This window comes from Collinsella sp. AM38-1BH (genome assembly GCF_003467545.1).
GTDB lineage: Bacteria > Actinomycetota > Coriobacteriia > Coriobacteriales > Coriobacteriaceae > Collinsella.
Map to the genome: position 1 here is coordinate 100312 of NZ_QSHC01000002.1, position 13057 is coordinate 113368.

At 60.4% G+C, this 13057-nt stretch carries 10 protein-coding genes; 7 read left to right on the forward strand and 3 right to left on the reverse strand.

The window, feature by feature from the left end; translation table 11 throughout:
* Positions 1 to 73 precede the first annotated feature (73 nt).
* The 7 genes from DW870_RS01720 (at position 74) to DW870_RS01755 (ending at position 10428) form a co-directional block, all read left to right on the forward strand.
* Entirely contained in the window at positions 74 to 1669 is a 1596-nt protein-coding gene (locus DW870_RS01720) for a glycoside hydrolase family 28 protein (protein WP_117848129.1), read from the forward strand.
* Positions 1670 to 1806: 137 nt separating this feature from the next.
* Positions 1807 to 3969 carry a pectinesterase family protein gene (locus DW870_RS09360; RefSeq protein WP_233506170.1) on the forward strand — a complete coding sequence of 721 codons (2163 nt, stop codon included), beginning with the start codon at positions 1807 to 1809 and terminating at the stop codon, positions 3967 to 3969.
* Between the two features lie 69 nt (positions 3970 to 4038).
* Positions 4039 to 4707, forward strand: a complete 669-nt coding sequence (locus DW870_RS01735; protein ID WP_233506169.1) for an SGNH/GDSL hydrolase family protein — start codon at positions 4039 to 4041, stop codon at positions 4705 to 4707.
* Positions 4708 to 4814: 107 nt separating this feature from the next.
* Positions 4815 to 6053: a glycoside hydrolase family 105 protein gene (locus DW870_RS01740; protein WP_195543847.1), complete on the forward strand. Its 1239-nt coding sequence runs from the start codon at positions 4815 to 4817 to the stop codon at positions 6051 to 6053.
* 1 nt (position 6054) lies between these two features.
* Complete coding sequence (locus tag DW870_RS01745) at positions 6055 to 6960, forward strand: sugar phosphate isomerase/epimerase (RefSeq protein WP_147332620.1); 906 nt, start codon at positions 6055 to 6057, stop codon at positions 6958 to 6960.
* A gap of 103 nt (positions 6961 to 7063) precedes the next feature.
* Positions 7064 to 8281, forward strand: coding sequence for an FAD-dependent oxidoreductase (locus tag DW870_RS01750; protein ID WP_117848124.1), 1218 nt, complete (start codon positions 7064 to 7066; stop codon positions 8279 to 8281).
* 197 nt (positions 8282 to 8478) lie between these two features.
* Positions 8479 to 10428 carry an FAD-dependent oxidoreductase gene (locus DW870_RS01755; protein WP_117848123.1) on the forward strand — a complete coding sequence of 650 codons (1950 nt, stop codon included), beginning with the start codon at positions 8479 to 8481 and terminating at the stop codon, positions 10426 to 10428.
* A gap of 120 nt (positions 10429 to 10548) precedes the next feature.
* Here the strand turns inward: DW870_RS01755 and DW870_RS01760 are convergent, their stop codons facing one another.
* The 3 genes from DW870_RS01760 to DW870_RS01770 form a co-directional block, all read right to left on the reverse strand.
* Complete coding sequence (locus DW870_RS01760; protein ID WP_117563655.1) at positions 10549 to 11190, reverse strand: RpiB/LacA/LacB family sugar-phosphate isomerase; 642 nt, start codon at positions 11188 to 11190, stop codon at positions 10549 to 10551.
* A gap of 140 nt (positions 11191 to 11330) precedes the next feature.
* Entirely contained in the window at positions 11331 to 12140 is an 810-nt protein-coding gene (locus DW870_RS01765) for a gluconate 5-dehydrogenase (protein WP_055309684.1), read from the reverse strand.
* A 160-nt stretch (positions 12141 to 12300) separates the two neighbouring features.
* Entirely contained in the window at positions 12301 to 12993 is a 693-nt protein-coding gene (locus tag DW870_RS01770; protein WP_230318618.1) for a FadR/GntR family transcriptional regulator, read from the reverse strand.
* Between the last annotated feature and the right edge of the window lie 64 nt (positions 12994 to 13057).

The following is a 13057-nucleotide window of genomic DNA, read 5'->3' on the forward strand; positions in this document are numbered from 1 at the left end:
TCCGCCGGCAGGCACGGCCCTTTTTCAACAGCGTACAATTTGCCTTTAGAGCATCTTTTTGAGGGAGAAACCCATGGAGACGAACGTTATCTGGCGCAACGCGCGCGCGGCGGTTATCGAGCTTGACGACGGCGGCTACTTTACCTGTGCCGATACGTGGGAGATCTTTGTCAACGATGAGCCCGCCGGTACCACGAATACGGTCGAGACCTATGTCGACGGCCTGACCCCCGGCAAGCGCAACCTGGTTCGTTTTGTTTGTGGCGAGCGCGAGCTGAGCGTAGGTGTCACCACGCCGGCTGAGCCCTTTACCATCAACGTTCGCGACTGTGGCGCCAAGGGCGATGCCGAGCACGACGACACCACCAACATCCAGGCTGCCATCATGGCCTGCCCCAAGGGCGGGCGCGTGCTGATCCCCGCCGGTAGTTATCGCATCAAGTCCCTCTTCCTTAAGAGCAATATCAACATCGAGCTCGCCGAGGGGGCGGTGCTGCTGGCCCGCCACGATCGTGCCGCGCTTGCCTACATTCCGGGCACGGTCACGGGCAACGAGGGTGCCGGTTATGCCGGTACCGATATGCTGCCCCTGGGCCGCTGGGAGGGCGAGAGCTTCTCGACCTACTGTTCTACCTTTACGGGTCTGGGCGTGCACGACGTGTGCATCTATGGTCGTGGTGCCATCGACGGCCAGACCGATTTTGCCGAGGACAACTGGTGGAACAAGGACTTTAAGAACATCTTTCGCCCCGAGGAGGGCCGCGAGGTCTCCCGCCCGCGCATGATCTTCCTGTCCGAGTGTGAGAACGTGAGCTTGGCTGGCTTCACCGTGCGCAACAGCCCGGCGTGGAATATCCATCCCATCCTGTGCGAGCACGTCGATGCGCTCTGCCTGTCCATCGAGGGCCCCAAGAACTCCCACAACACCGACGGCTTCGATCCCGAGAGCTGCGGCTTTGTCCGCATCTTGGGCTGCCAGTTCTCGGTGGGCGACGACTGCATCGCCGTCAAGAGCGGCAAGCTGGGCATTGACCCCGAGCTTCGCCCCGCTACGCACGACGTGCTGATCTCGCACTGCTACATGCACGATGGCCACGGCGCCGTGGTCTTGGGGTCCGAGGCCGCCGGCGGCATCAAGGACCTCACCGTGAGCAAGTGCCTGTTCGAGCGCACCGACCGCGGCCTGCGCGTCAAGACCCGCCGCGGTCGCGGCAAGGACGCCGTTAACGAGGGCATCACCTTCGAGCACATTCGTATGGACGAGGTGCTTACGCCCTTCGTGGTCAACTCGTTCTACTTCTGCGACAAGGACGGCAAGACCGACTACGTGCAGTCTCGCGAGGCACTGCCCGTCGACGACCGCACGCCCGGCTTTGGTGCCACGACGTTTTGCGATATCGAGGCCACCAACTGCCATGCTGCCGCGGCCTATATCACGGGTCTGCCCGAGAGCAAGGTGACACGTCTGACGTTCCAAGACGTTCACGTTACCTTTGCCGACGATGCCGAGCCCTTTGTGCCGGCCATGGCCTGTGGTGTGGAGCCGATGGTGCGCCAGGGCATCATCGCGCAAAACGTCAAGGTACTCGACCTGCAAAATGTGGTTATTGAGGGCCAGGACGGCGAGGAGCTGCAGCTCCAGAACGTCGACAAGGTTATCCGCGCGTAGGCGTTTGCTCTTAAACAATCGAATTCGGCATGTCGCGACGCGCGATGGGCAGGGCCTTCCCGACCCATTGCGCGCACTTTTAATATGCCGAAACTGCGACGTAGACGGTCTGCGACGGGAGGACGCGGTGACTGATGATGAGTGAGAGACGATTATTTGAGGTTTCACCCGAGCGTGCGGGGGCATATCACAGTATCTCTAAGGCCTTGGAGGCAATTGATGAATCCTGTCCGAATGACGGACGACCGGTGACAATCCATATCGAGCCGGGTGAGTACCGCGAACGGGTCGAGATTCATCGACCGTATGTGACGCTGGTGGGCGAGACGGCTGACAGCGTGCGTATCGTGGGCAGCCTGGGCGCCAAGATGCCCTCGGGGGACGGATCGGGCATTGACGGAAAGCTAGGCACCTTTAGGACCTATACCGTTTTGGTCGATGCCGACGACGTGCGGCTCGAGAACCTCACAATCGTCAACGATGCCGGCGACGGTCGCGAGGTGGGGCAGGCGATTGCCCTGTACGCCGACGGCGACCGTTTGGTAGTCGACGCCTGTTGCATTACGGGGCGCCAGGACACGCTGTTTTTGGGCCCGTTGCCCCCGCGCGAAGTCAAACCGGGCGGATTCATTGGGCCCAAGCAGTTTGCGCCGCGTCGGGTGGGCCGTCAGTATTTTCGACGCTGCCGGATTGAGGGCGACGTCGACTTTATCTTTGGTGGCGCGTGTGCCTATTTTGAGGGGTGCGAGATCCGCTCGCTCAACCGCAATATGGACGTGAACGGTTACGTGACGGCGGCATCGACGCCCGAGGGAGAGCCATATGGCTTCGTGTTCCACGGCTGCTCGTTTACAGCCGCGCAAGACGTGGCACCGGATTCGGTCTATTTGGGTCGTCCTTGGCGTGAGTGGGCCCAGACCGTGCTGATCGATTGCTGGCTGGGACAGCATATCAAGCGCGAAGGTTGGTGGGATTGGGCTAAGCCGGCGGCGCACGAGAGGGCGCACTACGCTGGTGCAAGCCTACATGGCCCGGCGAGTGATGCCGAAAACTGGGCGCCATGGGCGCACGAGCTCGATGCGACAGCCACTACCCGATACGCCCGCGAACAGGTGCTTTCCGGTGCGGACGGCTGGGACCCCGAAGGTGGCCCGGGCGACGCTGCGGAGACCGACAGTCTTTCCGATAACGGTCGCACGGTGCATATCGACACCTATTACGAAGACGAACTGGCATTTCGTGAGCGCCTTAAGCGTGAGGGTCGCTCCGCCGCATTTAAGGGCACGACGCCCGAAGACTTTGAGACATGGCAGGTTGCGACGAGGGTTCGGCTGTTTGACCTGTTGGGCTTATCGATTATGGATCGCGTGTCGATTGAGGCGCGCGAACTCGATCGGGTGCAGATTGCCGGCGGTATCGTGCGCACCCATGCGATGCTGCAGGTGGAGCGCGACGTTTGGATGCCGTTCTACCTGCTCGAGCCGCAGTCGCCTAAGCTCGATGCGCGCGGCCGCAAGTGTTGCTATATCTGCCCGCATGGCCATCAGGGAGCAGGCGCCGCAAGTGTTGCGGGCGTGACGGGCGTGCCGGCGGTCGATGATGCTGTGCGTAAGTTCAATTACGACTACGGTCTACGTTTGGCGCGTATGGGTTACGTGACCGTCTGCCCCGACGCACGCGGTTGGGGATACCGTCGTGACTGGAAGGGTCAGGGCGATGGCGAGAACAGCTTTCTGCGCGGCACGTGCCTAAACCAGGCGCGCATGGCCGAGCCACTGGGCCTTACGGTTGCGGGCCTCAACGTCTGGGACAACATGCGTCTGATCGATTACCTAGAGGCGCGCGGCGATATTGCCATGGATGACCTGGGTTGCTTTGGTTTTTCGGGTGGCGGCTACATGACGTTGTACCTGGCCGCACTCGACCCGCGTGTGCGCAAGGCGTTTGTCTCGGGCTATCTGTACGGTGTCGATGATTCGCTGCTGCACCTCAACGGCAATTGCAGCTGCAACTACACACCCGGACTTTGGCGCTTGCTCGACATGGGCGATATTGCCTCGCTTATTGCGCCACGCCCGCTGTTGGTGCAGAGCTGCGAAGAGGATCATCTGAACGGTTCGCGCGGGCTGAAAAATGTCGATGAACAGCTCAAGATCGTGCGCGATGCCTACAAGTTGCTGGGCCGCAGAGATGCTCTGCGGCACGAGGTGTGTCCGGGTGGACACCATCTGGGCGTGGCACATCTTGTCGAGGATATCGAATGGCTCGATTCGCACGTTGCGAAATGCGACCGTGCATAGCCCCTCGGCATGCTGCAAATAAACGGTACGTACCTGTATGGCCGCCAATGGGCGGATGAGGAGAAGATTATGGAAACGAAGAACTTGAGTGAATCGACCATTTGCTGCTTTGGCGATTCGACCACATGGGGGGATAACGGATGCGGCGCAGGCGGCAACGACATCTCTTGGACTTCGCATCTGGGCGCGTTGCTGGGAGGTGCAGTCGTCGAGAACTTTGGCATCAAGGGTTCGCGTATCGCCATCAAGGCCGACCGTACCGATTCATTTGTCGAGCGCTTGGACGGCATCGACGATGCGGCCGATGTCTATGTTGTCTTTGGCGGCATCAACGACTTTAGCCGCAACGTGCCGCTTGGAGAGCTGGGCAGCACGGACGTGCATGAGTTCTATGGTGCACTCGACTATCTGGTCCGCACCATCACGGCACGCTCGCCTCGGGCAAAGCTCGTGTTTATGACGCCGTGCAAGACGAGCGGTAAGCACGAGAAGGATATCCCGGCAAGCGACGAGCTCAACCACCTGGGCCTGACGCAGGTCGCCTACGTGCGAGCGATGCTCGAGGTCTGTGACCGCTACTCCGTTCCGGTGATTGACCTGTATGCGCAAAGCGGTATCAGCCCGTTTTTGCCGGAGCACCGCGAGCTCTATATGCCGGACGGTCTGCACTACAGCCCGGCTGGCTATGAGCGCCTGGCGCATCGCATCGCCGCGGGTCTCACCGCCGTTTGCCGCTAAAAGTCTGCCGTTCGCGAGGAATATAGGGTTAACGTTCACCCTATATTCCTCGTTCGCGTTACACTAGGGGTAACGTTCACCTATCGTTTATGTCAGAGGGGACAGCAATGGGTTGCAATCAAATCCTGGACCGTTATATCGAGCAGTTGATCGAAACCTCTACGCCGCAGGCGCCGGCTTGGAATATCGAAAAGATTCGCGCCGGCAAGGAGAACACCTGGAACTATATTGACGGCTGCATGATCAAGGCGCTCATCGAACTGTACGAGATCACGGGTGAGCAGCGCTACCTGACCTTTGCCGACGACTATATCGATTTCTTTGTCCAGGACGACGGCACCATCAAGCATTACAACCCGCAGGAGTACAACCTCGATAACGTCAATGCGGGCAAGACCCTCTACAAGCTCTATGACCTGGTGGGCAAGCCCAAGTATCGCGCCGCCATGGATACCATCTATCGTCAGCTCGAAACCCAGCCGCGTACCAAAGAGGGCGTGTTTTGGCACAAGGCCGTCTACCCCAACCAGATCTGGCTCGACGGCATGTATATGGCGCAGCCGTTTTACATGCAGTATGAGCTGAGCTTCCACAACCGTCGTGCCTGCTCGGACAGCTTCCATATGTTCCAGGTCGTGCATGACCTGATGCGCAACCCCCTCAACGGTCTGTACTATCACGCTTACGACGCGAGCCGCAAACAGTTCTGGTGCGACCCGGTCACCGGCCTTTCGGCTAACTTCTGGCTGCGCGCCGAGGGCTGGTTTGCCATGGCGCTCATCGACACCTGGGAGCTTATGCCGCCTTCGATGTCGGCCGAGAAGGACGAGATCCGCAAGATGTTCCACGATCTGATCGACGCCATGCTGCCGTATCAGGACGAGAAGACCGGCATGTGGCACCAGGTCATCAACCTGCCCAATATCGCCCCCAACTACCTGGAGGAGTCGGGCAGCGCCATCTTTGCCAACGCCATCATGAAGGGCGTGCGTCTGGGCGTGCTGGGCGAGCGTTACTACCAGTACGGCCGTCGCGCCTTCGACGGCATCTGCGAGACCTGCCTGTCCGAGTATGACGGGCAGCTGGCGCTCGACAACATCTGCCTGGTTGCGGGCCTGGGCAACACCGCGCACCGCGAGGGCACGTTTGATTACTACATGAGCGAGCCCGTGGTCAAAAATGATGCAAAGGGTGTGGCGCCGCTGGTGCTTGCCTATATCGAGACCATGCATCACGACAAGCTGGCCGGTAAGCGCGATCCGCTCGCCCCCTCGGGCGTGTGCTCCATCGAGGACCCGTTTGGCGGATACACCCCGGGCATCAACGCTCATAAGGGATGTGAATAACGTGGGGGCTATTACTCCGGGCGTACGTTTGCACGACCTTCCGCAGGGGACCGTCGAGGAACGCATTCGCATGGCGGGAGAGCTGGGCTTTTCGTGCATTCAACTGCCGAGCAAGGTGCTCTACGCATCGATGGGGATCGATCGAGGCGGCCTGACCCACGAGCTTGCCGACCATTTGCGTGCGGTGCTCGACGAGGCGGGCGTTTCGGTCACCGTGCTCGGCTGTTATAAGAATCTGGCGACGCCCGATCGCCAACAGCTCATGGATAACTTTGCCGAGTACGAGGCATGCTTGAACTTTGCCCAGATGCTCGGCGGATGCCCGGTTGGCACCGAGACCGGTCGCCCCAATGCACAGAACCGCGTTGCTGACGACCGCATGACCGATGAGGCACTCGATGCGTTTGCAGACGGGCTTGCACACGTCTGCGATCGGGCCGAGGCCGTGGGTGGGCAAATTTTGATCGAGCCTGGTTGGAACGAAACGGTCAACACGCCGGATCGCTGCCGTGAGGTGCTAGAGCGCGTCTCGAGTCCGTCGCTCGGCGTGATCTATGACCCGGTATCACTGCTGCACCCCAGTGTTGTTGACGAAGCGCAGGAAATCACCGCGCGCATGCTCTACTTATGCGGCAGTAAGATCCGCGCGCTGCACGCCAAGGATTTTGAGGTCGTTGATAACGAGGATGAAGCCGGTTGGTGCGACGGTACGGGTTCGCGCCTGGTGTGTCATGGCGTGGGCGAGACGGGACGATATGACTTTGAGCCCGTGGTGGCCTGGGCGGCTGCCGCCTGCCCTGGGATTCCCTGCGTGGTCGAGAACAGCGTGCCGGCGACGGCGGCTGACTGCCTGGCGACACTCGAGCACATGTCCGCTCGCTGCGAGGCTTCGCATCGCGAGTTATAGCATTGGCTTTTGCCGTGTCGGCAGATTGAGATTACCTGTATGGGGGCGGCGGTGAAGGGTCTTTATCGTCGCCCCATTGGATTGCATTAAAAAGGGGAGTTGCGTGGCTATCCACATTGTCGAAGAGGCGAATCGTTGCCTGGGTTGTAAAAGGGCGTTCTGCCAGATTAAGGGCTGCCCGGTTCAGACGACTATTCCACAGGTCATTGACCTGTTCAAACAGCGTCGTCTAGAAGAGGCGGGCGAGCTACTGTTCCAGAACAATCCCATGAGCGCGGTCTGCTCCATGGTTTGCAACCATTCGGGCCAGTGCGAGGGCGCGTGCATCCAGGGCCGCAAGGGCGCGCCGGTGCATTTCTCGAGCATCGAGAACTATATCTCCACGGCATATTTGGATCGTAAGGAGTGGAAGCCCGCACCGTCGTGCGGTAAACAGATTGCTGTGGTCGGTTCCGGTCCCGCTGGTATTACCGTGGCCATTAAGATGGCCCAGCTGGGCTGTGCCGTCACGGTATTTGAGCAGCGGCCCGAGATCGGCGGTGTGCTGGAGTACGGTATCCCCGAGTTCCGCCTGCCCCGTGCGCTCGTGCAAAAGTATCGCCACGTGATGTGCTCGCTTGGCGTGCGCGTGCGCCCCTCGACCACCATCGGTGGCGCGCTGCATATCGACGACCTGCTGCGCGACGGCTACGATGCGGTCTTTGTCGGTACTGGTACCTGGCGAGCTCGAAAGCTGGGTATTCCCGGCGAGTCGCGCGGCAACGTGCTGTTTGGTATCGATTATCTGGTCGATCCCACGAGCGTGGCAATCGGGCAGAACGTGGCGGTTATCGGCGCCGGCAATGTGGCCATGGATGTTGCCCGCACGGCGCTGCGTTCGGGTGCTCGCAAGGTCACTGTGTATGCACGCTCGCGCCATATCTCGGCCATCGACGACGAGGTCGAGCTGACCGAGCTTGACGGTGCCGAGATTGTGCGCGGCAAGGCGATCTGCGCCATCGATGATAACGGTCCGGTGTTCGAGACGGCTATCTTTGACGAGGACAACAATGTGGTGGGCTACGAGGAAGAGCTCGACCATGCGTCTGCCGACACAGTTGTGATTGCGGCTTCGCAGGTGCCCAAGGACAAGCTTGTGCTTACGACGGGCGGTCTGGAGACCGACCATCGCGGCCTTCTTTCGGTCGACGAGCGCGGCATGACCACCGTGCCTGGCGTCTTTGCCGCCGGCGACGTGGTCAACGGCCCGCTGACGGTTGTTCACGCCGTAGCCGGCGCCAAGCTCGCCGTCGAAGGCATGACTACCTATCTGGGCCTCTAACTCCATCCCACCCATCAGTTGCGGTGAAATACGGACTGTTTTGGCTGTCAAAAGCCTCGATTGCTCCGTATTTCACCGCAACTTTTTGGGGTTGAGCAGAGGCTGGAGGAACGCGCACGGTCGGGTGCTGCGCGGTTGCTGGTACGATAGGTACGTCAGCAACTGCCGCCGAGCGGCTCAAATGAAAGGAACCCTGTATGGAGTCCTCCGCCTACCCGATGCTCTTTAGTCCGATCAAGGTCGGTACGACCGAGGTCAAGAACCGCGTCTTTATGCCGCCGGTGTCCACCAACCTGGCCGATCATGGCTATGTGACCGACGACTTGGTCGATCATTACCGTGCCCGCGCCAAGGGCGGCGTGGGCCTCATCATTACCGAGGTCGTGACGGTCGAGCCCACCTATACCTATCTGCCGGGTGACATGTGCTGCTACGACGACACGTTTATCCCTGGCTGGGAAAAGCTCGCCGCCGCCGTGCATGAGTATGGCTGCAAGATCATGCCGCAGCTCTTTCACCCCGCCTACATGGCCTTTAACATTCCGGGCACGCCGCGCCTGATCGCTCCGTCCTTCGTGGGACCGTCCTATGCCCGTGAGGCACCGCGTCCCATCACGGTCGACGAGATTCACGAGCTCACGCATCAGTTTGGCGACGCTGCCGTGCGTATGCAGAAGGCCGGTGTCGATGGCATCGAGGTCCATGCGGCGCACGCCCACGGCATGCTCGGCGGTTTCTTGACCCCGCTCTATAACAAGCGTACCGATGAGTACGGCGGCTCGCTCGACGCCCGCATGCGCTTTTTGCTCGAGGTCATCGCCGAGATTCGCGAGCGCTGCGGCAAGGACTTTATCATCGACGTCCGCATCTCGGGCGATGAGTACACCGATGGCGGTCTGACCCTCAACGACATGATCTACGTCTCGCGTCGCCTGGAGAAGGCCGGCGTCGACATGATTCATGTGTCGGGCGGCACCACCATCAAGCGCGGCTCCGCAATTCCCGCCGCCGGTACCCAGCAGGCCTCGCATGCCGCCTGCTCGCGCGAGATCAAAAAGCACGTCAACATTCCCGTCGCCACCGTCGGACGTATCAACGAGGCCTGGATCGCCGAGGAGCTGATCGAGGACGGCGCTGCCGACATATGCATGATGGGCCGCGCCAATCTGTGCGATGCCGAGTTCTGCAACAAAGCCGCTGCCGGCAACGCCGATGATATCCGTCCCTGCATTGGCTGCCTGCGCTGCCTGAACGGCATTATGTTTGGCAAGCGCATCTCCTGCACCGTCAACCCGGACGTGGAGCGCGACGAGGCCGGCTACGAGCCTGCCGCCGAGGCCAAGAACGTGCTCGTTGTGGGCGCTGGTCCTGCGGGCATGGAGGCAGCCTACATTGCCGCCAAGCGCGGCCACAACGTGGTGCTCGTGGATAAGCAGGATGAGCCGGGCGGCGAGATGCGCATCGCAGCCGTTCCGCCGGCAAAGCAGGAGCTCACCCGCGTGATCAAGTATCAGTACCGTCGCCTGGCCGAGGCCGGCGTGAAGTGCGTATTTGGCACCGAGCTTACTGCCGAGGACATTCAGCGTGACTACGCGGGTTACGAGGTCGTCCTGACTAATGGCGCCGAGCCCATCGCTCCGGCCTTTATGAAGGGCTTTAAGCAGGTTATGACGGCCGACGACCTGCTGGGTGGCAAGGCTTTCCCGGGTAAGAAGATCGTCGTCGTGGGCGGCGGCACCGTCGGCTGCGAGACGGCAGATTACCTGGCCCCGCTGGTCAATGACCTCTCGCCGGCCAACCGCGATGTCACCGTTATCGAGATGACCAAGACGCTCGCCGCCAACGAGGGTGGCGCCGGTCGCGCGGTGCTCATCACGCGCATGCTCTCCAAGGGCGTCCACGTGCTGACCGAGGCCAAGGTGACCGAGATCACAGAGGACACCATCAGTTACGAAAAGGACGGCGAGGTCCACACCATCACCGGTGCCGATACGCTGGTGCTTGCCATGGGCTATCGTCCCAATACCAAGTTGGCCGACGACCTTGCTGCAGCCGGCGTTACCACCCACGTGTTGGGTGATGCCAACAAGTGCGGCAACATCCGCGACGCCATCGGCGACGGCTACAAGATTGCCTGCGAGCTCTAGTCAACCCCTTGGTGCATGTGAGGCCTATCCCCGCGGCGTCAGTCGGTAGATAGCAAAAAGCGGCGGTCGTCCCGTACGTGGGACGACCGCCGCTTGCGTTAGCCGCAATGAGTCGTGCGATTAGAGCCCCAGGAGCTCCTTGACCTTGGCGATGATGGCCTCGTCGGTGGCGTTGGCAAAGAAGTACTCCTGGAAGTGCTCGCCGGCAAGTGCGCCCTTCACCAGGTCCTGATCGATCTCGCCCAGGACGTCGACGAGCGGACGCATGGTCACAGCGCGCACGCCGTCGAGGATCTTCTTGTTGCGCTGCTCGGGCTCAACGCGCTCGGCAGGATAGCCGTTGCCCGAACCAAAGCCAAAGAGCTTCTCGAAGGTGTACTCAAGATTGAGCTCCTGGCCCCAGCCGTTCTTGAGGGCGAAGGGCATGGCAACGGCGTTGCCATCGTTGACCTGGGCAAAGGTGTAGGCGTCGAGCGGGTCGGCAACGTGGCCGCACAGCACGCCGGGGAAGGAGTTACAGGCGAGCATGGCGCCCTCGCCGGTGCCGCAGCCGGTCACGACGTAGTCGGCAGCGCCGGAGTTCAGCAGCACGGCGGCAAGGATGCCGTTCTGCACGTAGGTGAGGGGCTTGGAATCGGCGTCGGCATACATGCCATAGTTAAAGACGGTGTGCCCCATGGGCTCGACAACCTTCTTAAGGGCAGCCTCGATCATAGGGTTCTTGGAGTTCTGAGAGTTCTCATTGATCAGAGCGATCTTCATTGCGAATTACCTTTCTATTTCTAACTTGCGGTGAAATACGGACTGTTTTGCCTGATAGAAGCCAAAACCAATCCTTATCTCACCGCAACTCAAATGAAAAACGAGTGGATGAAACCTGATATGGGCAGTTGCGGCGACGCTTATTGAGGCTGCTTTCCAATGTATGCGAGGATTCCACCGTCGACGTAGAGGATGTGGCCGTTGACGAAGTTCGATGCATCGGAAGCCAAGAACACGGCGGGGCCCTTCAGATCCTCGGGCGTGCCCCAACGGGCGGCCGGCGTCTTGGCAATGATGAACTGGTCAAACGGGTGGCGGCTGCCGTCGGGCTGCGTCTCGCGCAGGGGTGCGGTTTGCGGCGTGGCGATGTAGCCGGGTCCAATGCCGTTGCACTGGATATTGGCCTCGCCAAACTCCGAGCAGATGTTCTTGGTGAGCATCTTGAGTCCGCCCTTGGCGGCGGCATAGCCGGCGATGGTCTCGCGACCTAGCTCGCTCATCATCGAGCAGATGTTGATGATCTTGCCGTGGCCCTTGGCGATCATGCCGGGCAGGCAGGCCTTGGACACGATAAACGGTGCGTTGAGGTCAATATCGACGACGCGGCGGAAGTCCTCGGCGCTCATGTCGAGCATCGGGGTGCGCTGAATGACGCCGGCATTGTTGACCAGGATGTCGGGCGTGGTGCCAAAGTCGGCCTCGATTTTGGCGATGAGCTCGGCAACGGCGGCCTCGTCGGTGACGTCTGCCACGTAACCATGAGCCTCAAAGCCCAGCTCGCGGTAGTGCTTCTCGGCCTCGGCGACCTTGTCGGCGTGACGTGCGTTAAAGGCGATCTTGGCGCCGGCCTCTCCGAGCGCCTCGGCAATGGCCATACCGATGCCATAGGTGGCGCCGGTCACGAGCGCGACCTTGCCATCCAGGCGGAAGCTGTCCATAAGATCAGACATAGCGATCCTTTCAAAAGAAACGTTCATCTATATAAGTCTTGCTTTTCATACAAGGTCAGTATAGGAGAAGAGGGGGAATTAAAAGACAGATTCTCCTAAAAACAGGTGAACGTTCACTTTTAAAAGGTAAACGGTGGTCTCGCCCTTGCCGTGCGGACGTCTATTTGCTCTGTTCCTGCGCTCCCTCTGCGATCATGTTGCGGTTGTACACCAGATGCAGGTACATCGCGTCGTGCGCGGCGGTGGGATTGCGCGAGGCGATGGCGTCGGCCACATCGCGGTGCGTGCGGATAGTTTCCTCGACGAGCTTTTTGCCAGTCACGTCGATAAAGAGGGGGACGGATGCCTTGAGCACGCCCATCAGGCGGGGAACGACGAGGTTTCCGGAGCTCTCGGCAATGGCATTGTGGAACGCGGTGTCGGCGGCGGAGTAATCCTTACCGGCCTCGGCCAGGCGCTCGGATTCATCGCAGAGCTCTTCGATACAGACGACCTGATCGTTGGTTGCGTGCTCGGCCGCCATGCGTGCCATCTGCGGCTCGATCATAAAGCGCACCTCGAGTAGGTCGCGCGCCAGACGCTGCTTGTCGTCGATAAAGGTAAAGCCCAGCGGGTCGTCGGCAACGCCGGGGTTTGACGCCACATAGGTGCCCGAACCCTGCTTAATGCGCACGATATTGCGCGACTGCAGCAACTTCATGGCCTCGCGCACGGTGCTCCTGCCGGCGCCCAAGCGCTCGACCAGCACGGTTTCCTTAGGTAGGCGATCGCCTTGCTCAAGGTGTTCATCCAGAATCAATTGAATGATTTTCTCCGATATTTGCTCGGGGAGTCCCGATTCGGCGCGGGCCATAGCTATACCTTTCATTACAAAATTCATCTGAGCTATTTTAGCGCACCACGGATGCGATATTGGC

What these genes read in the sequence shown, in the direction of transcription:
- DW870_RS01760 (WP_117563655.1), bottom strand. Translation starts at nt 11,190, where the DNA reads ATGAAGATCGCTCTGATCAATGAGAACTCTCAGAACTCCAAGAACCCT.
- DW870_RS01770 (WP_230318618.1), bottom strand. Translation starts at nt 12,993, where the DNA reads ATGGCCCGCGCCGAATCGGGACTCCCCGAGCAAATATCGGAGAAAATC.
- DW870_RS01740 (WP_195543847.1), top strand. Translation starts at nt 4,815, where the DNA reads ATGGGTTGCAATCAAATCCTGGACCGTTATATCGAGCAGTTGATCGAA.
- DW870_RS09360 (WP_233506170.1), top strand. Translation starts at nt 1,807, where the DNA reads ATGAGTGAGAGACGATTATTTGAGGTTTCACCCGAGCGTGCGGGGGCA.
- DW870_RS01720 (WP_117848129.1), top strand. Translation starts at nt 74, where the DNA reads ATGGAGACGAACGTTATCTGGCGCAACGCGCGCGCGGCGGTTATCGAG.
- DW870_RS01735 (WP_233506169.1), top strand. Translation starts at nt 4,039, where the DNA reads ATGGAAACGAAGAACTTGAGTGAATCGACCATTTGCTGCTTTGGCGAT.
- DW870_RS01765 (WP_055309684.1), bottom strand. Translation starts at nt 12,140, where the DNA reads ATGTCTGATCTTATGGACAGCTTCCGCCTGGATGGCAAGGTCGCGCTC.
- DW870_RS01755 (WP_117848123.1), top strand. Translation starts at nt 8,479, where the DNA reads ATGGAGTCCTCCGCCTACCCGATGCTCTTTAGTCCGATCAAGGTCGGT.